Annotated in this window: 18 protein-coding genes, 1 other RNA gene and 1 pseudogene; 12 read left to right on the plus strand and 8 right to left on the minus strand. The window is 67.0% G+C overall.

Annotated features, from left to right (window positions below):
• Window positions 1-49: 49 nt before the first annotated feature.
• The gene (gene fumC, locus J2S73_RS08650; protein ID WP_306885115.1) at window positions 50-1,441 is read right to left on the minus strand and encodes a class II fumarate hydratase; all 1,392 of its coding nucleotides are present in this window, start codon (window positions 1,439-1,441) and stop codon (window positions 50-52) included.
• A gap of 175 nt (window positions 1,442-1,616) precedes the next feature.
• Here fumC and J2S73_RS08655 point away from each other — a divergent pair, with 175 nt between their 5' ends.
• Complete coding sequence (locus tag J2S73_RS08655) at window positions 1,617-2,450, plus strand: CBS domain-containing protein (RefSeq protein ID WP_306885116.1); 834 nt, start codon at window positions 1,617-1,619, stop codon at window positions 2,448-2,450.
• Between the two features lie 48 nt (window positions 2,451-2,498).
• Here the strand turns inward: J2S73_RS08655 and J2S73_RS08660 are convergent, their stop codons facing one another.
• The 3 genes from J2S73_RS08660 to ssrA all read right to left on the minus strand — a co-directional run bounded on the left by J2S73_RS08660 (window position 2,499) and on the right by ssrA (window position 4,520).
• Window positions 2,499-3,404: an MBL fold metallo-hydrolase gene (locus J2S73_RS08660; protein WP_306885117.1), complete on the minus strand. Its 906-nt coding sequence runs from the start codon at window positions 3,402-3,404 to the stop codon at window positions 2,499-2,501.
• Window positions 3,405-3,526: 122 nt separating this feature from the next.
• Window positions 3,527-4,069 (minus strand): SspB family protein, encoded by a 543-nt coding sequence (locus J2S73_RS08665; protein WP_306885118.1) that lies wholly within the window; start codon window positions 4,067-4,069, stop codon window positions 3,527-3,529.
• 95 nt (window positions 4,070-4,164) lie between these two features.
• Window positions 4,165-4,520: a transfer-messenger RNA gene (gene ssrA, locus J2S73_RS08670) on the minus strand.
• 145 nt (window positions 4,521-4,665) lie between these two features.
• Here ssrA and J2S73_RS08675 point away from each other — a divergent pair.
• The 9 genes and pseudogenes from J2S73_RS08675 to J2S73_RS08715 all read left to right on the plus strand — a co-directional run bounded on the left by J2S73_RS08675 (window position 4,666) and on the right by J2S73_RS08715 (window position 12,972).
• Window positions 4,666-5,463 carry a thymidylate synthase gene (locus J2S73_RS08675; RefSeq protein ID WP_306885119.1) on the plus strand — a complete coding sequence of 266 codons (798 nt, stop codon included), beginning with the start codon at window positions 4,666-4,668 and terminating at the stop codon, window positions 5,461-5,463.
• Window positions 5,464-5,521: 58 nt separating this feature from the next.
• Window positions 5,522-5,851 carry a DMT family transporter gene (locus J2S73_RS08680; protein ID WP_306885120.1) on the plus strand — a complete coding sequence of 110 codons (330 nt, stop codon included), beginning with the start codon at window positions 5,522-5,524 and terminating at the stop codon, window positions 5,849-5,851.
• 29 nt (window positions 5,852-5,880) lie between these two features.
• Complete coding sequence (locus J2S73_RS08685) at window positions 5,881-6,366, plus strand: GNAT family N-acetyltransferase (RefSeq protein WP_306885121.1); 486 nt, start codon at window positions 5,881-5,883, stop codon at window positions 6,364-6,366.
• A gap of 3 nt (window positions 6,367-6,369) precedes the next feature.
• On the plus strand, window positions 6,370-6,906 hold the full coding sequence (locus J2S73_RS08690; RefSeq protein ID WP_306885122.1) for a dihydrofolate reductase: 537 nt from the start codon (window positions 6,370-6,372) through the stop codon (window positions 6,904-6,906).
• Entirely contained in the window at window positions 6,903-8,162 is a 1,260-nt protein-coding gene (locus tag J2S73_RS08695) for a flavin monoamine oxidase family protein (RefSeq protein WP_306885123.1), read from the plus strand. Before J2S73_RS08690 ends, J2S73_RS08695 begins: the two co-directional genes overlap by 4 nt.
• 244 nt (window positions 8,163-8,406) lie before the next feature.
• Window positions 8,407-9,627 (plus strand): FtsH protease activity modulator HflK, encoded by a 1,221-nt coding sequence (gene hflK / locus J2S73_RS08700; RefSeq protein ID WP_306885124.1) that lies wholly within the window; start codon window positions 8,407-8,409, stop codon window positions 9,625-9,627.
• A pseudogene (gene hflC, locus J2S73_RS08705) lies at window positions 9,627-10,574 on the plus strand (protease modulator HflC); the annotation flags it as partial. The gene hflK and the pseudogene hflC, both read left to right, overlap by 1 nt.
• Before the next feature lie 392 nt (window positions 10,575-10,966).
• Window positions 10,967-11,152, plus strand: coding sequence for a DUF2065 domain-containing protein (locus J2S73_RS08710; RefSeq protein WP_306885126.1), 186 nt, complete (start codon window positions 10,967-10,969; stop codon window positions 11,150-11,152).
• 335 nt (window positions 11,153-11,487) lie between these two features.
• Window positions 11,488-12,972, plus strand: a complete 1,485-nt coding sequence (locus tag J2S73_RS08715; RefSeq protein WP_370874408.1) for a Do family serine endopeptidase — start codon at window positions 11,488-11,490, stop codon at window positions 12,970-12,972.
• An 83-nt stretch (window positions 12,973-13,055) separates the two neighbouring features.
• Here J2S73_RS08715 and J2S73_RS08720 read toward each other — a convergent pair whose 3' ends face one another.
• Window positions 13,056-14,399, minus strand: coding sequence for an extensin family protein (locus tag J2S73_RS08720; protein ID WP_306885127.1), 1,344 nt, complete (start codon window positions 14,397-14,399; stop codon window positions 13,056-13,058).
• A 73-nt stretch (window positions 14,400-14,472) separates the two neighbouring features.
• Here J2S73_RS08720 and J2S73_RS08725 point away from each other — a divergent pair, with 73 nt between their 5' ends.
• Window positions 14,473-15,096, plus strand: a complete 624-nt coding sequence (locus J2S73_RS08725; protein WP_306885128.1) for a LysE family translocator — start codon at window positions 14,473-14,475, stop codon at window positions 15,094-15,096.
• On the opposite strand, the gene J2S73_RS08730 is transcribed toward J2S73_RS08725, so the two are convergent.
• Window positions 15,080-16,096, minus strand: coding sequence for a zinc-dependent alcohol dehydrogenase family protein (locus J2S73_RS08730; RefSeq protein ID WP_306885129.1), 1,017 nt, complete (start codon window positions 16,094-16,096; stop codon window positions 15,080-15,082). The genes J2S73_RS08725 and J2S73_RS08730 overlap by 17 nt on opposite strands.
• Before the next feature lie 90 nt (window positions 16,097-16,186).
• Here J2S73_RS08730 and J2S73_RS08735 point away from each other — a divergent pair, with 90 nt between their 5' ends.
• The gene (locus J2S73_RS08735) at window positions 16,187-16,690 is read left to right on the plus strand and encodes a hypothetical protein (RefSeq protein ID WP_306885130.1); all 504 of its coding nucleotides are present in this window, start codon (window positions 16,187-16,189) and stop codon (window positions 16,688-16,690) included.
• Window positions 16,691-16,723: 33 nt separating this feature from the next.
• On the opposite strand, the gene J2S73_RS08740 is transcribed toward J2S73_RS08735, so the two are convergent.
• Both J2S73_RS08740 and J2S73_RS08745 read right to left on the minus strand, forming a co-directional pair.
• Entirely contained in the window at window positions 16,724-17,617 is an 894-nt protein-coding gene (locus J2S73_RS08740) for a D-alanyl-D-alanine carboxypeptidase family protein (RefSeq protein WP_306885131.1), read from the minus strand.
• Window positions 17,614-18,483 carry a thioesterase family protein gene (locus J2S73_RS08745; RefSeq protein ID WP_306885132.1) on the minus strand — a complete coding sequence of 290 codons (870 nt, stop codon included), beginning with the start codon at window positions 18,481-18,483 and terminating at the stop codon, window positions 17,614-17,616. Before J2S73_RS08745 ends, J2S73_RS08740 begins: the two co-directional genes overlap by 4 nt.
• Between the last annotated feature and the right edge of the window lie 25 nt (window positions 18,484-18,508).

An 18,508-nucleotide genomic window follows, 5' to 3' on the forward strand; every position in this document is an offset into this window, starting at 1 on the left:
TCCCCAATCCGGCCGGAAAACCGCGAGGGCGCTTTTCCAGGCTTTACTCTCAGCTCGGGCCGATCATCTTTTCCGGACGGACCACCTCGTCGAACTGCGCCTCGGTGACGAAGCCGAGCTTCACGGCTTCTTCGCGGAGCGTCGTGCCGTTCTTGTGGGCCGTCTTGGCGACCTTGGTGGCGTTGTCGTAGCCGATGGTCGGCGCAAGGGCCGTCACCAGCATCAGCGAGCGCTGCATGAGCTCGCTGATACGGGTCTCGTCGGCCTTGATGTCGACGACGCAATGGTCGGTGAAGGAGATCGAGGCGTCGGCGATCAGTCGGATCGACTGCATCATCGCATTGGCCATGACCGGCTTGTAGACGTTGAGCTCGAAATGGCCCTGGCTGCCGGCGACCGTGATCGTGGTCTGGTTGCCGAATACCTGGCAGCAGGCCATCGTCATCGCCTCGCACTGGGTCGGGTTGACCTTGCCCGGCATGATCGATGAGCCCGGCTCGTTTTCCGGCAGCACAAGCTCACCCAGGCCCGAGCGCGGGCCGGATCCCAGGAAGCGGATGTCGTTGGCGATCTTGAACAGCGACGTCGCGACCGTGTTCAGCGCACCGTGGGCGTAGACATAGGCGTCGTGGGCGGCCAGCGCCTCGAACTTGTTCGGCGCGGTGCGGAAGGGCAGGCCGGTGATGTCGGCCACGTTCGCGGCGAACTTCTCCGCAAAGCCCTTCTTGGTGTTGAGGCCGGTGCCGACGGCGGTGCCGCCCTGGGCGAGATCGTAGAGCCCGTCTAGGCCTTCCTTCACCCGTCGGATGCCGTGCTCGACCTGGGCGGCATAGCCGGAGAATTCCTGGCCGAGGGTGAGCGGCGTCGCGTCCTGGGTGTGGGTGCGGCCGATCTTGATGATGTCCTTGAACTCGTCCGACTTCGCCTTGAGCGCCTTGTGCAGGTGCTCCAGCGCCGGAACCAGCGTCTTGTTGAACTCTTCGGCGGCCGCGATGTGCATGGCGGTCGGGAAGGTGTCGTTTGAGGACTGGCCGCGGTTGACGTGGTCGTTGGGATGGACCGGATCCTTCGACGCCAGCTTGCCGCCGAGGAGCTCGATCGCGCGGTTCGAGATCACCTCGTTGGCGTTCATGTTCGACTGGGTGCCGGAGCCGGTTTGCCAGACCACCAGCGGGAAGTTGTCGTCGAGCTTGCCGTCGATCACCTCGCCGGCCGCCTCGATGATGGCGTCGGCGAGCTTCGGATCGATGTTGTCCTGCTCCTTGTTCGCCAGCGCCGCGGCCTTCTTGATGATGCCGAGCGCGCGAATGACCGGCGGCGACATCCGCTCGCCGGAGATCTTGAAGTTGCCGAGGGAGCGCTGGGTCTGGGCGCCCCAGTACTTGTCGGCGGGAACCTCGAGCGGGCCGAAGGAATCGGTTTCGGTGCGGGTCGCGGTCATGTCGGCTGGGTCTCCCAAATGGGCCGTTTGCGTGTTGCGCATGATCTAGCCGGAAGGGGAACTGCGCGCAATCCGGGGGGCCGATCGGCGAAACCGGTTGCATTCTCACCCGGAATGCAAATTATACGTGTATAATTGAGTGTGGAGCACGCACAGCGATTGTCAGGGGGTGGAAATGGCGGAGCAGGGGGCGGCAACCGCAACTAACGGAGTGTCGGAAGACCTACGCAAGGGGTCATTCCGGCGAAAGGTGGCGCAGAGTGTCATCCAGTGGTCCGGCGCCGTCCTGATCGCTCTGACAATTGTGATCAGTCTGGTGGCCGCCGCAGCCTATGATCCGAATAATCCGCAGAGCATCAATGCGGTCGCGGATATCGTCCAGACCTACGTCTACGCGGTCCTCCCGATGATCGGCACCTGGGTTGGCACGGTGCTGGCATTCTACTTCACGAACGACAGCTATCAGACCGCATCCACGGAAACCCGCCTCACGATATCGGAAAGTCGGGAAGCCAAGCTCAGGAAAGTGCCGGCCCGCGACGCGATGAAGTCGCTCAGTGGTGTGCACGCGATCGCCGAAGACAAGGCCAATTGGCCCAACCTGAACTTCAAGACCGGCGTTCTGGATTTTCTCGACGCCAAGAAAGTCGGGCGATTGCCGGTGTTCGATAAGGCCCGCAGTCGGGTCCACGGGATCGTCCACGACTCGGTGATCAAGGATTTCGCCCTTCGGAACAAGATTTCCCCGACGGTGGTGGACGGGAGCCCGTCAACAGCAACGCTGCAGAGCTTCCTGTCCGATCCGGAGGTCTCGGCGGTATTCGATCAGTCGGTCGCCATCGTCGGACCGGACGCCACACTCGCCGACGTCAAGAACGCGATGGATGCGATGAATGCCCGTGGCGTACCCTGCCGCGACGTGTTCGTGACTGAAGACGGCACCGCGAACGGCAAGCCGCTGGGCCTGATCACCAACATCGACCTTGAACGATTCAGCACCTACGGCTGATCCGCCGAAACGTCTGGCGCTTTCGGCGGGCGAGGACGCCCGGCCGGATCAGTAGCCTGGCAGGACGATGATGGTGGGCTCGTCGGGCAGGCTGTCGAGCGACACCTGCATCGTCGGGTCGCTGCGGATGTCGATCGCGAAATCGTCCGGCAGCCCGGAGAGGAACTGGCTGAGCCGCGCGGGCGAGAAATAGTGCATGGGCAGGACGATGCGGGCGCGCAGCTTGTCGACGACGTCGACGGCGGCCTGCTGGCTCATCGTGTAGGTCCCGTCGACTGCGATCATGACCACGTCGAGCCGCCCGATCAGGGCGATGTGATCCCCCTCGAGGAGTTGGTGCAGGTGGCCGAGATGGCCGATGCACAGATTTGCCACCTCGAAGATGAAGATCGAATTGCCGTCGGCCTCGAAACCGGAGCCCCATCGCCGCACGTCGGTGGTAACGTTCCGGATGAGCACGTCCTCAACCATAATGTGATGATCGGCGGGTTCGCCGTCGGTGCCCCAGCCGCGCAGGACATGCTCGATCCCGGGGTCGGGATGGTCCGTGTAGTGGCTGGAATGGGCATGGTTCATGGTCACCACCGTTGGCGTTCCACCACCCGAATAGCCGGCATAGTCGGTTGCAATGACCACGCCCGCCGGCGTTTCGATCCGGAAGGTGGAGTGTCCCACGAAGGTGATGGTAACCGTGTCGGCGGAAGCGGCCTCGCCGGTCGCGGCCGCCCGGAGCCGCGGGCCCGGCCTGTCCGGAAGGGGCGCGATCGAGGCAAACCGGGCGCCTGGAACCGATTGGGCCACCGCCTGGCACATGGAGGCCGCATAGGTCTGGGCCCGGGCGGGCTCGGGCGCCGCACCGGCGAGCACGACGGTCAGCGCCAGCAGGAAGAGCGTGGCTCGAATGCAGGGTCCCGCGCCGCGCGGAACAACCGGAAAACGTGTGGACAGTCCCATTCACAGCCCCTCCGACTGGTGTCGAAGGGGAAATAGGGGAGACGGGGGCGAAGGCGAGCCCGTCCCGGTCCCCGCGCGGTCAAATGGGCGACAGGACCGGCCGCACGGTGCAGCGGACGGCGTTACGGCTTCTTGCGGAAGGCGTCCAGCGAGACCACTTCGGCGCCTTCCTGACGGTCCTCGTCGACCGGCGGGGCGGATTCGGGGGCGCCGTCTGCGGAGCCGTCGGGGGCGTCGTCCTGCATCGCAGCCGCTTCCGGATGCGGTCCGGGCTCCGCCGGGGTGCCCTGGGCCGCGTCCTCGCCCTCCTCCTGGGGCTCGAACTGAAGTCCGAACTGGACGGAGGGGTCGAAGAACCCCTTGATCGAGGAGAAGGGAATCAGCAGGCGCTCCGGAATTCCGCCGAACGACAGCCCGATCTCGAACGCGTGCTCGGTGACTGCCAGATCCCAGAACTGGTGCTGGAGCACCACGGTCATCTCGTCGGGATACTGCTCGCGCAGACGGGAGGAAATCCGCACGCCGGGGGCGCCGGTCTGGAACGCGATGTAGAAATGGTGCTCGCCGGGTAGGCCGTTCTCGGCCACTTCCTTGAGCACCTTGCGGACGACCCCGCGCAGGGACTCCTGAACCAGGACGTCGTAGCGAATGAGGTCCTCGGCCATCTCGGAGATCCTCGGCTTGTGACAGTGGGGCGTCGCGGGGAGGCGCTTCGCATATCAACGGAGCCAAGCCAATAGCACATCGGCTCCGGAATCAAAGTGGGGGCTTCTGTTGCCAGGTGCCCCCGGGACCCCGCCTTACCGTGCTACCGGCAAGGGCTTAAAAGAGGTGTCGCGCTGCATTACGCAGCGAGACGAGCCTCAGCATAGTTGTCGTTGGCAACTATAATTTTGGTCCGATAACGGCGGTACCATGCCGAGCGAAAGCCTTGCCTTTACACCCTGGTCGAGCCTGTTTCGCCCCCACCGCAACCCGCGCGGAGCGCGGGCTGGGGTGGAGGCGCCGGGTACTGCCCCCGGGTCCCATGGGCTTATTACGCAAGCCGTTTATCGCCATAGCCAACCGTCGCTGGCAGAAAGGAATATAAGCGGCCGCGCGCCGGATCGAAAGCCCCATGGAGGAATTCCCTCCTGTTCGTAAGGCGGTTTGTCCACACACTCTCCACCCTGAAAACAGGGAGCCGCCCGGCGATCGATGGAGCCGCGGCGGAGAGTGTGGGAGAACAGGGAAACAGGCTCGGACGATTCGGAGGCGTTGGATGCGCCAGTACCACGATCTCATGGAGCGCGTGCTCGCGACCGGCGCGCGCAAGGGCGATCGCACCGGGACCGGCACCCGCTCGGTGTTCGGCCACCAGATGCGGTTCGACCTCGACGAGGGCTTTCCGCTCGTCACCACCAAGAAGATCCATCTGAAATCCGTCGTCCACGAGCTGCTCTGGTTCATCTCCGGCAGCACCAACGCCCGCGACCTCAACGCGCACGGCGTGTCGATCTGGGACGAATGGGCCGACCCGGACACCGGCGATCTCGGGCCGGTCTACGGCCACCAGTGGCGGTCCTGGCCGGCGCCGGACGGCGGCACGATCGATCAGCTCGCCGAGGTCATCGAGCAGATCCGGACCAACCCGAACTCGCGCCGCCTCATCGTGTCCGCCTGGAACCCGGCCGACATCTCGAAGATGGCGCTGCCGCCCTGCCACTGCCTGTTCCAGTTCTACGTCGCCGACGGGCGGCTCTCCTGCCAGCTCTATCAGCGCTCCGCCGACATCTTCCTGGGCGTACCCTTCAACATCGCCTCCTATGCGCTTCTCACGCATATGGTGGCCCAGGTGACCGGCCTCCGTCCCGGCGAGTTCATTCACACCCTCGGCGACGCCCATCTCTACGACAACCATATCGAGCAGGCGGAACTGCAGCTCTCGCGGGATCTCCGTCCGCTTCCGCAATTGATCCTCGACCCTTCGGTCGACGATCTCTTCAGCTTTCGCTACGAACACGTCCGGGTCGAGGACTACGATCCGCACCCGCATATCCGGGCAGAGGTGGCGGTCTGACTTCGGTTGGCCTATGGAGGGCGCGCAAATCGATTTGCGCGCCAGTGGAGGCACTCCGTTGCACTATCTCACTCTTGGCCTTGCGATCATGTTCGAGGTCATCGCCACCAGCATGCTGAAGGCCACCGACGGCTTCAGCCGCATCGGCCTGACCCTGGCGATGTTCGCCTGCTATCTCTGCTCCTTCTATTTCCTGACGCTCACGATCCGGCTGATGCCGATCGGCATCGTCTACGCGATCTGGGCCGGGCTCGGCATCGTGCTCGTGGCGATCGCGGGCGCCGTCATCTACAAGGAGATGCTCGACGTTCCGGCGATCCTCGGCATCTGCTGCATCATCGTCGGCGTGATCATCATCAACGTGTTTTCCAAGACGGTCTCCCACTGACCGGCTGCCCCTGACCTGCGGAGACGTCCGTGAGCCTCCAGATCCGTCCGGCCGAAGCCGGTGACGCTGCAACGATCGTCCGGCTGATCCGCGATCTCGCCGACTATGAGCGGCTTCTCCACGAGGTCCGGATCACCGAAGCCGATCTCACCGCCGCGCTGTTCTGCGAAACGCCGCGCGTCTTCTGCGACATCGCCCGCTGGAACGGCGAGCCGGTCGGCCTGGCGCTGTGGTTCTACACCTTCTCCACCTTCGTCGGCCGCCACGGCATCTGGCTTGAGGATCTGTTCGTCGAACCGGACAAGCGCGGCCTCGGCATCGGAAAGGCGCTCCTCACAGGGCTGGCTGAGCGCTGCGTCGCGGAGGGTCTCGGCCGCCTGGAATGGTCGGTCCTCGACTGGAACGCGCCGTCGATCGCCTTCTATGAAAGCCTCGGCGCCCGGCCCATGTCCGACTGGACCACCTACCGGCTTGCGGACGACGCGCTTGCGTCGGTCGGCCGGAAGGGTGTCTGAGCCGTGGCCGAGCCGGCGCCTGATATCGTCCTCGTCGCGGCCGTCGCCCGGAACGGCGTGATCGGCCGCGACAACGACATGCCCTGGCGGCTGTCGACGGACCTGAAGCGCTTCAAGGCGCTCACCATGGGCTGCCCGATGATCATGGGCCGCAAGACGTTCCAGGCGATCGGCAAACCGCTTCCCGGTCGGCGCACCATCGTCGTGACGCGCAACGCCGGTTTTTCCACCGGGGGGATCGAGATCGCCGAGAGCCTCGATGCCGCCCTGACCCTTGCCCGGAGCCTTGCGGGCGAGATGGGTGCAGCGGCGATCCCGATCGTCGGCGGCGGCGAGATCTACGCCGCCGCAATGCCGCTGGCTGACCGGCTGGAAATCACCGAAGTCGACTGCAGCCCGGATGGCGACGCCCGGTTTCCGCAGATCGATCCCGGTATCTGGCGGGAAACCGCTCGGAATGCGGTGCCGGCCGGCGAGAAGGACGATTTTCCCATGGCCTTCGTCAGCTATGTCCGTCGTACGCCAGAGGCTGGGACATGACCGAAACCGATGTCGTCGTGGTGGGGGCGGGCGCCGCGGGGCTGGCCGCCGGCGAATGGCTGGCCGCCAACAATCGTGATTTCCTCGTGCTGGAGGCCGCCGACCGGATCGGCGGTCGCGCGTTCACCGACACGTCGGTGTTCGGTGTCCCCTTCGATCACGGCTGCCACTGGCTCCATTCGGCATCGGTGAACCCGTTCCGTGAGATCGCGGACGCGCTCGGCCATCGCTACCTCAAGCGGGCGAGCCGGCGCGCCGCCCACATGTTCCTCAAGGACTGCGAGGCGAGCGACGAGGAGCGCCAGGCGGCCTGGGAGGCGGTCGAGGGTGCGTTCCGCGCGGCGGAGACGGCGGGCCGTCTCGGCCGTGACGTGGCCGCATCCCGTGTGGTGCGTCCGCCAGCACCCTGGAAGAGGCTCGCCAACCACTGGCTGAGGCTGCTCTCCTCCCTGGATCCGGACGAGATTTCCACCCTCGACCTGGCCCGCTACTCCGATACTGGGGAGAACTGGCCGGTCCTCGACGGTTACGGCGCGCTTGTCGCTGCGGCGGGCCGCACCGTTCCGGTGCGCACCGGCGTGGCGGTGACGGCAATCGACTGGTCCGGACCCGGCGTCCGGGTGGAGACGGCGTCCGGGTCGATCCGGGCGCGCGCGGTCATCGTCACCGTGTCCACTAACGTGCTCGCCTCCGGCGGCATCCGGTTCGAGCCGGGCCTGCCTGCGGACTATGCCGATGCCATCGCCGCCTGTCCGTGCGGCTATGCGGAGAAGGTGGCGATCTCCTTCGACCGGCCGCTCCCCGGCCTGGAGGACGTGGCCTATCTCGATACGATCGATCCCACCGACAAGGCGCGCCCGGCGGTCAACTTCACCGTCTATCCCGACGCGGACGGGCTCCCCGTCGCGGTGGGGCAGCTCGGCGGTGGCGTGTCCCGCGACCTGGAGCGGGCCGGCGAAGCGGCCATGATCGACTTTGCCCTTCAGGCGCTGGTGGACGCGTTCGGTTCAGACCTCGGCGACAGGGTCAAGCGGACCGCGGTGACGCGCTGGGCGTCGGACCCGCTGATCCAGGGCGCCTATTCGTGCGCGCTTCCCGGCAAGGCGCAGCGCCGGCTCAGGCTGTGCGATCCGATCGCCGACCGGGTGTTTCTGGCCGGCGAAGCGACATCCGCGGAGGCCTATTCGACGGCCCACGGAGCGCGCTTGAGCGGATTGCGCGCAGCGCGGCAGGCCGTTTCGGCCGCGTCAATGTGACCTCGACCACGTCTTGGCGCCTCGCAACGGCGGGCGACATGCCTATATCGTCTGTGATGTCATGCGCGCAGCGGGGCGGTTTCATTGAAAGCGGCCCGCTGGTTCCCTATAAACCGACCACCAAAATCAGCGGCTCGCGTGTGCAGCGCGGCCTTGACGACCTAAGTCCGGCCATGTCAGCGCCTGCGGCGCGGATGCGGCGTGTGGACGGATGCGGTCGCAGCGGAGCGACAAAGGAGAGCGGATGCCCTGGAGCAATCAGAGCGGGGGCGGCGGCAGAAGCGGCGGTCCCTGGGGCGGCGGTGGAAGCGGCGGCCCGTGGGGTGGCGGCGGCGGCAACAACGGCCCTTGGGGCGGTGGCCAGAAGCCCGGCGGTGGCGGCGGCAGCGGTGGTCAGTCGCCCGACCTCGAAGAGCTTCTGAGGCGAAGCCAGGATCGCATCAAGCGCATCTTTCCAGGTGACGGACGCGGTGGTGGCGGCGGCGGCCGCAGCGTCGGCATCAAGGGCGCCGGTGTCGCCATCGTTGCGGTCGTGGCGATCTGGCTTGCGACCGGTTTCTACCGGGTCAATCCGGGTGAGGTCGGTGTCGAACTCGTGCTCGGCGGCTATGCCGGCATGACCCAGCCGGGCCTGAACTACAACTGGCCCTATCCGATCGGCGAGGTCTATACACCGGACGTGCTCCGCATCCGCGAGCTGAACGTCGGCATCCGCGACGTGGGCGGCGCTTCGACGGCGGGACGCGACGTGCCGGAGGAGAGCCTGATGCTCACCGGCGACGAGAACATCGTCGACGTGGACTTCCGCGTTCAGTGGCGGATTTCCAACGCTGAGGACTATCTCTTCAACATCCAGAATCCCGAGGGCACCGTGAAGGCGGTTGCCGAAAGCGCCATGCGCGAAGTGGTCGGCACCAAGAACATCCAGCCGATCCTGACCCAGGAGCGCCAGCAGGTCGAAATGCAGGTTCAGGAACTGATGCAGTCGACGCTCGACCAGTACGAGGCGGGTATCGAGGTGGCTCAGGTCCAGCTTCAGAAAGTGGACCCGCCGCAGCAGGTCATCGACGCCTTCCGCGACGTCCAGGCGGCTCGCGCCGACCAGGAGCGTCTGCAGAACGAGGCCAACGCCTACGCCAACCGCGTGGTGCCGGAAGCCCGAGGCGAGGCGGCGCAGGTCGTGCAGCAGGCCAACGCCTATAAGGACCGGGTCGTCGCAGAGGCGCGCGGTCAGGCCGATCGCTTCGTTTCGATCTACGACGAGTATGCGCTCGCCCCCGACGTGACCCGTCAGCGCCTCTATCTGGAGACGCTCGAGCGGGTGCTTGGCCGCACCGACAAGGTGATCATCGGTGACGACGCCGCCGGCGGACAGGGGGTCGTGCCGTATCTGCCGCTGGATCAGATCCAGTCCGGCCGAACCACCTCGTCGCGGACCACGAGCCAGACCTCGGGAGGCCAGTAATGCGTGCAGGTCTGATTGCTCTCATCGCCATCATCGTCGGCGTGCTGATCCTAATCAACACGTCGCTGTTCGTCCTCAACCCGACCCAGCAGGCGCTGATCCTGCAGTTCGGTCAGGTCCGTCGCGCGGTCACCGAACCGGGCCTCTACTTCAAGATCCCGTTCGTCCAGAACGTCCTGTTCCTGGACAAGCGGATCCTTGATCTGGACGTGCCGGCCCAGGAGATCATCGCCGAAGACCAGAAGCGGCTCGTGGTCGACGCCTTCGCACGGTACAAGATCAGCAACCCGGTTCTGTTCTACCAGTCGGTGAACAACATCGCGGAAGGTGCCAGCCGTCTGTCGACCTTCATGCAGTCGGCGCTGCGTGCCGTGCTGGCCGACGCGTCCTTCACGGAGATCGTGCGGGACGACCGGCCGGAGCTGATGGACCGCATCCGCCGCGAGGTGCAGAGCCGTGCTGACAGTCTCGGTATTCAGGTGGTCGACGTGCGCATCCGCCGCGCCGATCTGCCGGAAGCCAACAGCCAGGCCATTTTCCGCCGCATGCAGACCGAGCGTCAGCAGGAAGCGACGGAGATCCGTGCCGAGGGTGAAGAAGCGGCCCAGCGCATCCGGGCCAACGCGGATCGTCAGGCAACCGTCATCGTCGCCGAGGCGAACCGGGAGGCCGAACAGGTCCGTGGTCAGGGCGACGCCCAGCGAAGCTCGATCTTCGCAGAGGCCTACAACCGCGATCCGGGCTTCTTCGCGTTCTACCGGTCCATGCAGGCCTATGAGAGCAGCATGCACTCCGATGACACGCGGATGGTGATCTCGCCGCAGTCGGAGTTCTTCCGCTACTTCATCAGCCCGACCGGCGGTCAGGACCCCCGCGGTCTGCCCGATCCCCGCCAGGCGCAGAGCCTGCCGTCTCTGGGCACGCCGACACCCCCGGCCAACGTCCCCGCGGTCCAGCCGGGCTCGTCGGGCGGTCCGTCGGCAAACGACAACGGTGCGGCTGCGACGCCGGCTCCGTCGGGACCGCTGGAAAGCGGGTCGGCCGCAGGTGACAGCTCCTCGCTCGATTCCACGGTCGAGGACGAAGTCCGGGCTGTCGAGGAGCAGGCCGAGCGCGAGACCGAGGCTGCCGAGCAGCAGTCCGACTCTTCGGCGGCCGGCACCGGCAACGATGCCTCGGGCGGCTCGACGTCCGGATCGTCTTCAGGTGCGTCCGGCTCTTCCGGAAATGCCGGCGGCACGTCGTCCAACGACAACGCGTCGCCGTCGTCAGATACCGGGGGGAACGCTTCCTCCGGGTCGAGTGACGACACGAACACGCAGGCGCCCGCTGCCGCGCAATGAGCGATTTCCTGGTCGCGCTGGGACTCGTCCTGGCGATTGAGGGAACGCTCTACGCCCTTCTGCCGGGAGGCCTGAAGGCAATGATGCGGCAGGCGGTGGACACGCCCGACAATGTGTTGCGCGCCGGCGGTGTCGGCGCGCTCGCACTTGGTGTGATGATCGTCTGGCTGGTACGCGGCTGACGCCGCCACCGACCGGTTTGGAGGGCCGCCCCAGCGCACACGCGGGATCACACTCTGGCGAGGATCGTTCGCCGTTCTTGCGACGCAATCGCCTGAGAGACACGTTGGTCCCCAAGTCGCGGGCACGGCTTGAGGACAGCCTGCACCGCAGTGCCGGGGTGTCACGGCTCCATCTCCTTGGCCGTTCGGGCGGATCCGCCGGGTCGGACGGGGGAAGGGGCGGGCTCCGTCGTTTGCGTCTGTCCCTCGGTACGGGCCGAATGGGTCCGACCGGGACACTGCTCAAGATGCCGGCCGGGCTCGGCCGGTTCGCGAAGCCTCATTGGAGGATAGGCATGCTAGATCTCGTTGCGAACGCGTCATCGTCGCTTTCGCGCTTCACCCGGACGGCCACGGTCGCAGCGTTTGCCGCGATGGTCGCGCTGCCGGCGGCTGCGCAGGGACCTCAGTCGGTCGCCGACATCGCGGAGCCGCTGTTCGATTCCGTCGTCAACATCTCCACCTCCCAGGAGGTCACCGGACGACGCTCGGCCCCCGTTCCCCAGATTCCGGAAGGGTCTCCGTTCCAGGAGTTCTTCGACGAATTCTTCAACAATCAGCAGCAGCAGGACGACCGGCCGCGCCGGGTCCAGTCGCTGGGCTCCGGCTTCGTCATCTCCGAGGACGGCCTGATCGTCACCAACAACCACGTCATCGAGGATGCCGACGAGATTGTCGTCAACTTCAATGACGACACCAGCCTGACGGCGGAGGTGCTCGGTCACGATCCCAAGACCGATCTCGCCCTTCTCAAGGTCGAGCCGGAGACGCCGCTCAAGGCGCTGGAATTCGGCCCGGCCGACGATCTCAGGATCGGCGACTGGGTGATGGCGATCGGCAATCCGTTCGGCCTGTCCGGTACGCTGTCGGTCGGCGTCGTGTCGGCCCAGGACCGCGACATCAATTCCGGTCCCTATGATGACTTCATTCAGACCGACGCGGCCATCAACCGGGGCAATTCCGGCGGCCCGCTGTTCAACATGCAGGGCCAGGTGGTCGGCGTGAACACGGCCATCATCTCGCCGTCGGGCGGCTCGATCGGCATCGGCTTCGCGATCCCCTCCGAGATCGCGATGAACGTGATCGATCAGCTGCGCGAGTACGGCGAGACCCGGCGCGGCTGGCTCGGCGTCCGGATCCAGACCGTTACCGACGACATCGCTGATTCCTTGGAGATGGACGAGCCGCACGGCGCGCTGGTCGCCGGCGTCACCGAGGACGGCCCGGCCGAGGCCGCCGGCATCGAGGCGGGCGACGTGATCGTTTCCTTCGACGGCAAGCGGGTCCCCTCCATGCGCGACCTTCCGCGCATGGTCGCCGACACCGAGATCGGCAAGGAGGTCGACGTCGTCCTTCTGCGCAAGGGCGAGGAAGTGACGATCCCCGTGGAACTCGGTCGTCTCGAGGAGGCCGAAGTGGCCGAGGCGGGTGAGACCACGGGCTCCGGCGAGGATGAAGCGGAAGCCGAAGAGAGCGAGACCCGCGAGGTGCTCGGCATGACGCTCTCCGAGATCACGCCGGAGCTGCGCGACGAATACGATCTCGACGAAAGCGTCGAGGGCGTGGTCGTGGTCGGCCTGGACCCGTCGGGGCCGGCTGCGGAGAAGCGCGTCACGGAAGGCGACGTCATCGTCGAGGTGGCCCAGGAGACCGTGGCGACGCCTGCCGACGTGGCGGAGAAGGTCGAGAGCCTCACCGAGGACGGGCGCAAGACGGCGCTCCTGCTCCTGTCCAACGGCACGGGCGAGCTCCGGTTCGTCGCCGTCCGCCTGGAGGAATAGGGCAGGGCCCATTTTCCGATCTGTCTGAATGCGAAGCGGCGCGGAGAGTGATCTCCGCGCCGCTTTTCTTTGGGCGGCACGCCTTAGCGCCGCAGGATGAACTCCGACCATTCGCAGATGGCGTAGTCGTTGCTCCGCTCGGCCATGTCGACGTGGATGTGGTCGGAATGGGCGGCATCGGCGCCGGGACCCAGCACCGTACTGAAGCGCTCGCACGCCGCCTGCCGCACTTTTCGCCAGAAGCTCTTCTCCTCTCCCGTCGAGCGTCCGATGCCGACCACCGTGAGGAACTGGTCGTCGGCCAGACGCAGCGCCTGGAGATCGAACGCATTGCCGAAGGCGTGCTCGGACAGCTGGGCATCCGGATCGTTGTTGCGGCCGCGGCAGGCATAGGCCGTACCGGGGCCGATCTCGACGACCGGGCTCTTCAGATGGGTCTCCGCGGCCGGCTGGACGTCGTCGACCAGGAACGCCGCGAAGGCGTTGGCGAAGGCGCACGAGACGAGCGGCGGATTGGCGAAGACGATCGCCGGGTCGGACCCGACCGACGTGATCTCGACGGCGTTGTCGATCCCGCACCGGTTTTCTTCCTCGAAATGGCCCTTCGCCGTGAAGGCGACGGACAGCCGTTCAGGAAAGACGCACTGGCGCTCGGCGATCAGCGGGTTTTCCTCCGGTGGCCCGTAGGGTGCGCGCGCGGTGAGCTTGCTATCGTCCAGGGGCGGACGCGGCGGCGGATCGTAGTCGGGCCGGTCCAGCGGGACGGTTGGCCCGGGCCTCTCGGGCGCGGGTTCGCCCAGGGGGCCATCGTCCGGGATGGCGGCCGCCGGAGCGGGAGTGGTTGCGTCAGGGGCGTCCGCTCCGGTCCGGTCGTTTGCCGCGGTGGCAGGTTCCCCGGCCTCTGCATCGGCTGGTGGCGCGTCATCTTCGGAAAGCGGCGCGAGCGGGGCGCTCTCGATTTCGGTGCCGTCCTGGCTCGACGACGGAGCATCCGCCTCGGGCGTGGGGCGCTCCACCGGCACGTTCTCCGGTTCGCGTCGGGGCGCATCCGTGCCGACCGGCTCGCGAGCCGCTTGGGTCGGCTGAGGGTCCGCTGCCGGTTCGGCCTCGGGCCGATCGGCGTCTTCGGCGGATGCAGGCTCCTCTGGCTGCGGTGCGGTCGGCGGCACCGCCGTCACCGGGCGCTCCGCAGGGACCGGCGAGCTTTCCGGCGAGCGCCGGGGGCGGGGCGGATCGGCGATCTGTGTGCGGATCTTATCGTCGACACCGGTCACCGGCTTCGGGTCGGGCGCCGGAGGAACGTCATCCGCGCGCGCCATCTGGCCGAGCGCCACCAGGGCGCAGATCGAGATGGCAAGTCCGGCACTTGATCGAAACGCGGCGATGATGCTCGATCCTCCGGGCGGGACGCGGGGGCGGAATGCCAAATCTCTTGCGTTCTGGAAACGTCTCGGACCTGATCCGGGTTCGGGTGAGGCTGTCAAAAGGGGAACTGCGCGGATGACCATCGATGTCTTTGCGGCCTATGTGGTCGCCACCCTGGTCGTACTCGCGATACCGGGTCCAACCGTTCTTCTGGTCGTCTCCTATGCGGTCTCGCGTGGCCGCCGCGCAACCCTGCCTTCCGTGGTCGGCGTTGCGCTGGGGGATGCAACGGCGGCCACCGTGTCGCTTCTCGGCCTCGGCGCCCTGCTTGCCGCCTCGGCGAGCCTTTTCGTTCTGCTCAAATGGATCGGTGCGGCCTATCTCGTCTATCTCGGCGTGAAGATGTGGCGGCAGGGGGCAACCCCGCTCGACCTGGCCGCTCCGCCCGAAAAGGACGGGCGCCGGATCCTGCTGCACGCCTGGCTGGTCACGGCCCTCAATCCGAAGGGGATCGTGTTCTTCATCGCCTTCCTGCCGCAGTTCGTCTCGCCGGCCTCCGCGGTCGCACCGCAGCTTCTGCTTCTCGGGGCGACGTTCGTCCTGCTCGCCATCGTCAACGCGGCCCTCTACGCGGTTCTGGCCTCGGCGGTGCGCGACCGCGTGCGCCGGCCCGCCACGCTGGCCGCGGCGCAGCGCATCGGCGGCTCGGTCCTGATCGCCGCCGGCGTGGCGACGGCGACGGTCAACCGGACGGCCTGAGGGACGGACCTTCCTGGGACATGGTCAGAACGGCGGCGCCTTTGAGCCGTCCCGCCCGCAGATCGTCGAGCGCCCGGTTCGCCTCGGCCAGCGGATAGGGCACCGTCTGCGTGCGGATGCCGGCCTTCGGCGCAATGGCCAGGAATTCCGTCGCGTCGGCGCGGGTCAGGTTCGCGACCGACCGGATCACCCGCTCCTCCCAGAGGTCGCGATAGGGAAAGCTCGGGATATCCGACATGTGGATGCCGCCGGAGACGACGGTGCCCCCCTTGCGGACGGCCTTGAGGGCCGCCGGGATCAGCGCTCCGACGGGCGCGAAGATCAAGGCGGCGTCGAGCGGTTCGGGCGAGGGCTTGTCGGAATCGCCCGCATAGACGCAGCCGAGGCTCAAGGCGAACTCCTGGGCCTGGGTGTCGCCCGGCCGGGTGAAGGCGAGGATCCGCCGCCCCTCGAACCGGGCCTCCTGGGCGACGATGTGAGCGGCTGCGCCGAACCCGTAGATCCCGATCGTCTCCGCCGGGCCGGCAAGTTTCAGGGTGCGGTGACCGATCAGGCCGGCGCACAGGAGGGGGGCGGCTTCGACGTCGCTGTAGCCCTCCGGGATCGGGAAGGCAAAGGCCGCGTCGGCGATCATGTGGCTCGCATAGCCGCCGTCGCGGGTGTAGCCGGTGAACTCAGGCGCATCGCAGAGATTCTCCCGGCCCGACCCGCAGTAACGGCAGCTCCCGCAGGTGTGGCCGAGCCAGGGCACGCCGACCCGGGTTCCGATCTCGAAGCCCTCCACGCCGGCCCCGAGCGCGGCGATGGTGCCGACGATCTCGTGTCCGGGCACGATCGGCAGCTTCGGATCGGGAAGCTCGCCGTCGACAACATGCAGGTCGGTGCGGCACACGCCGCAGGCCGTGATCTCGACCAGCACCTGACCGGCACCCGGGGACGGTGTGGCCCGTTCAACCAGGTGAAGCGGTTCGCCGGGGCGGTCCAGTACCATCGCGCGCATCGTCTGCCTCCGTCCTCGAGCGTGCGGTTGCCATGCTCACGCCACGTGGAATGATATGATCATGGCGCACAGGCGGATTGGAAGGCCCTCATGTTCACGCGCTCTGTTCTTCTCGCCGCTCTGGTCGGCGTTGTCGCGACCCCCGTACTCGCCCAGGACGACGGACCGGCCAACAACGGCCGCTACAGTCTTCAGGAGGTTCGTGCGGGCTATCTTCGCCTCGACCGACAGTCGGGCGGCGTCTCGCTGTGTCGCGAACGGGGCGACACCTGGGCCTGCGAACTGGTGGCGGACGACCGGTCGGCGCTGTCCGACGAGATCGACCGGCTCAGCGACGAGAACGCCGGCCTGAGGCAGCGGGTGGAGGCGCTGGAGGCGCGGCTGGCCGCGGTCTCCGAGCTGGCGCGGCGCCCGGTCGACAGCGAGGTCGCGCCCGGCCCCACGGCGGAGACGGCACCCGGCGACGGCGCGCGCGCCCTGGCGGAGGAGGATCTCGATCAGGCGCTCGACATGACCGAACAGGTCATGCGCCGGTTCTTCGGCATGATCCAGGACCTGAAGCGGGATCTGGAAGAAAGCCAGCCGAACCAGTAGCGCGTTGCGCCAGGCGCCACACTGCGAGCGCGGTCACATGTAGCGCTCGATCAGCGCGGTGACCTCCCGGTCGCGCTCGCGACCGGTCTTCCCGCCCATCACCACCACGATCAGCCTTCGCCCGCCCCGGCGCACCGACACCGCGAGATGGAAGCCGGAGGCGCGGATGTAGCCGGTCTTGATGCCATCGACGCCGCGGACCGTGCCGAGCAGGTCGTTCGTCGCCTCGTAGCGGCGGCCGTTGTAGGTGAATTCCTCTGCCCGAAAATATGGAGCGAAGCGGGGAAAGCGGGTCTTCAGGGCGCGACCGAGGATCGCCATGTCGCGCGCCGTACTGACCTGCATCGGGTCGGGAAGGCCCGACGCGTTGACGAACCGGGTCCGGTACATGCCCAGTTCGCGGGCCCGTGCGGTCATCTTCTGCGCGAACGCTTGTTCCGATCCGGAGATCGCCTCGGCCACGACCACCGCCACGTCGTTGGCCGACTTGATGGCCATGGCCTGTGCCGCGTCGGTCACCCGGATCGTCGAACCCGCCCTGAGGCCGAGCTTGGACGGCGGCCGCGACGCCGCCTCCTGGGACACCGGAAGCTCGTCCGAAAGCGCCAGGCGGCCGGCCTCGACCTCTTCGAAGAGCAGAAAGAGCGTCATCATCTTGGTGAGCGACGCCGGAAAGCGCAGGGCCTCGGCATTCTCCTCGAAGAGCGCCTTTCCGGTGATCATGTCCGCCACATAGACCGAATGCCCCCGGACCTCCGCGGTGCCGAGGAGGACGGAGATCGGAGCGGACTGGATCACGGGCGCAGGTGCCACCGCCACGGCGGCGGGCTCCGGCTCCCGGGTCGACTGGCAGGCGGCGAGCGCCAGCGCCGCCGTCAGCAGGACCAGCGATCGCCAGAGTTGGCGCACCGCGCCGGAGCCGCTCATCCGGCCCTCTCGCCGAGAATGGGCGCGCCGGCGATCGCATCGGCGGGAAAGCGGACGGCCTTGCGGGTGGTGAGATCCATGGCGAGACCCACCGCATCCCCGATGGTGACGAGCCGGCCGGTCCGGGCCTCGAACTGGTGATGCCGGAACCAAAGGGTCCGCTCGTTGATCTGGACGAGACCGCTGATCTGCTCGACCAGGTCGCCCGCCCGGAACCGGTCGAAACGGGTCAGTCGCATCTCAACGGCGACACGTCCGTATCCGAGCGAATTGATCAGCTCTTTCGTGACGCCGCTCCGCTCCCAGACAACCGAAGCGCCGTCGGAGAAGTATCCGACGAGAGCGCGTTGCTGGGCGCAACCGTCCGCATCGGTGTCGGCCGGATGGATGATGCCGCGGGTGGAGACGAAACCGCCGCTGGCGAGAAGATGTTCCCGTGAGATCGCACCCGGAACAGGGGCGGTGACACCGCGTGGTCCGCACAGGCGCGGATCGACGTCGGCGGCTGCGTCCGCAGTCTGCGCCACGCCCCTCAGGCTTTCGGCGGCTGATGCGTGATAGGCGTCCCAGGCTGTGGCGATGACCTTGCCGGTCGACAGCTCGAGCAGGGTATGCACCACACCGGGCGCCAGCGGCCCCTCCGTTACGACGCAGCTTTCGGCCCGCACCAGGTCGCCCTCGGCCAGCTCGGCATGGTAGCGGACGTGGCGAGCGCCCGGGCGGAGCGAGGCCGGCAGGCCGACAAGGGTGCGGAAATGCGCATCCGCCGTTTCGAACCGCGCAAAATAGAACTGCACGTTGAGATGCGCGTTCTCATCGCACTCCCAGGAGTTGACGAAAGAGACGAGGGATTCGAGTGCCGGCATCCGGGGATCCTGAAGGGCTTGGGCA

This window comes from Amorphus orientalis (assembly GCF_030814015.1).
Taxonomy (GTDB): domain Bacteria; phylum Pseudomonadota; class Alphaproteobacteria; order Rhizobiales; family Amorphaceae; genus Amorphus; species Amorphus orientalis.

Bases quoted from the DNA above. Each gene is read 5' to 3' on its own strand.
- J2S73_RS08730 (WP_306885129.1), bottom strand. From the start codon at position 16,096: ATGCGCGCGATGGTACTGGACCGCCCCGGCGAACCGCTTCACCTGGTT.
- J2S73_RS08660 (WP_306885117.1), bottom strand. From the start codon at position 3,404: ATGGGACTGTCCACACGTTTTCCGGTTGTTCCGCGCGGCGCGGGACCC.
- fumC (WP_306885115.1), bottom strand. From the start codon at position 1,441: ATGACCGCGACCCGCACCGAAACCGATTCCTTCGGCCCGCTCGAGGTT.
- J2S73_RS08710 (WP_306885126.1), top strand. From the start codon at position 10,967: ATGAGCGATTTCCTGGTCGCGCTGGGACTCGTCCTGGCGATTGAGGGA.
- J2S73_RS08675 (WP_306885119.1), top strand. From the start codon at position 4,666: ATGCGCCAGTACCACGATCTCATGGAGCGCGTGCTCGCGACCGGCGCG.
- J2S73_RS08695 (WP_306885123.1), top strand. From the start codon at position 6,903: ATGACCGAAACCGATGTCGTCGTGGTGGGGGCGGGCGCCGCGGGGCTG.
- J2S73_RS08725 (WP_306885128.1), top strand. From the start codon at position 14,473: ATGACCATCGATGTCTTTGCGGCCTATGTGGTCGCCACCCTGGTCGTA.
- J2S73_RS08745 (WP_306885132.1), bottom strand. From the start codon at position 18,483: ATGCCGGCACTCGAATCCCTCGTCTCTTTCGTCAACTCCTGGGAGTGC.
- J2S73_RS08665 (WP_306885118.1), bottom strand. From the start codon at position 4,069: ATGGCCGAGGACCTCATTCGCTACGACGTCCTGGTTCAGGAGTCCCTG.
- J2S73_RS08740 (WP_306885131.1), bottom strand. From the start codon at position 17,617: ATGAGCGGCTCCGGCGCGGTGCGCCAACTCTGGCGATCGCTGGTCCTG.
- J2S73_RS08735 (WP_306885130.1), top strand. From the start codon at position 16,187: ATGTTCACGCGCTCTGTTCTTCTCGCCGCTCTGGTCGGCGTTGTCGCG.
- J2S73_RS08715 (WP_370874408.1), top strand. From the start codon at position 11,488: ATGCTAGATCTCGTTGCGAACGCGTCATCGTCGCTTTCGCGCTTCACC.
- J2S73_RS08655 (WP_306885116.1), top strand. From the start codon at position 1,617: ATGGCGGAGCAGGGGGCGGCAACCGCAACTAACGGAGTGTCGGAAGAC.
- hflK (WP_306885124.1), top strand. From the start codon at position 8,407: ATGCCCTGGAGCAATCAGAGCGGGGGCGGCGGCAGAAGCGGCGGTCCC.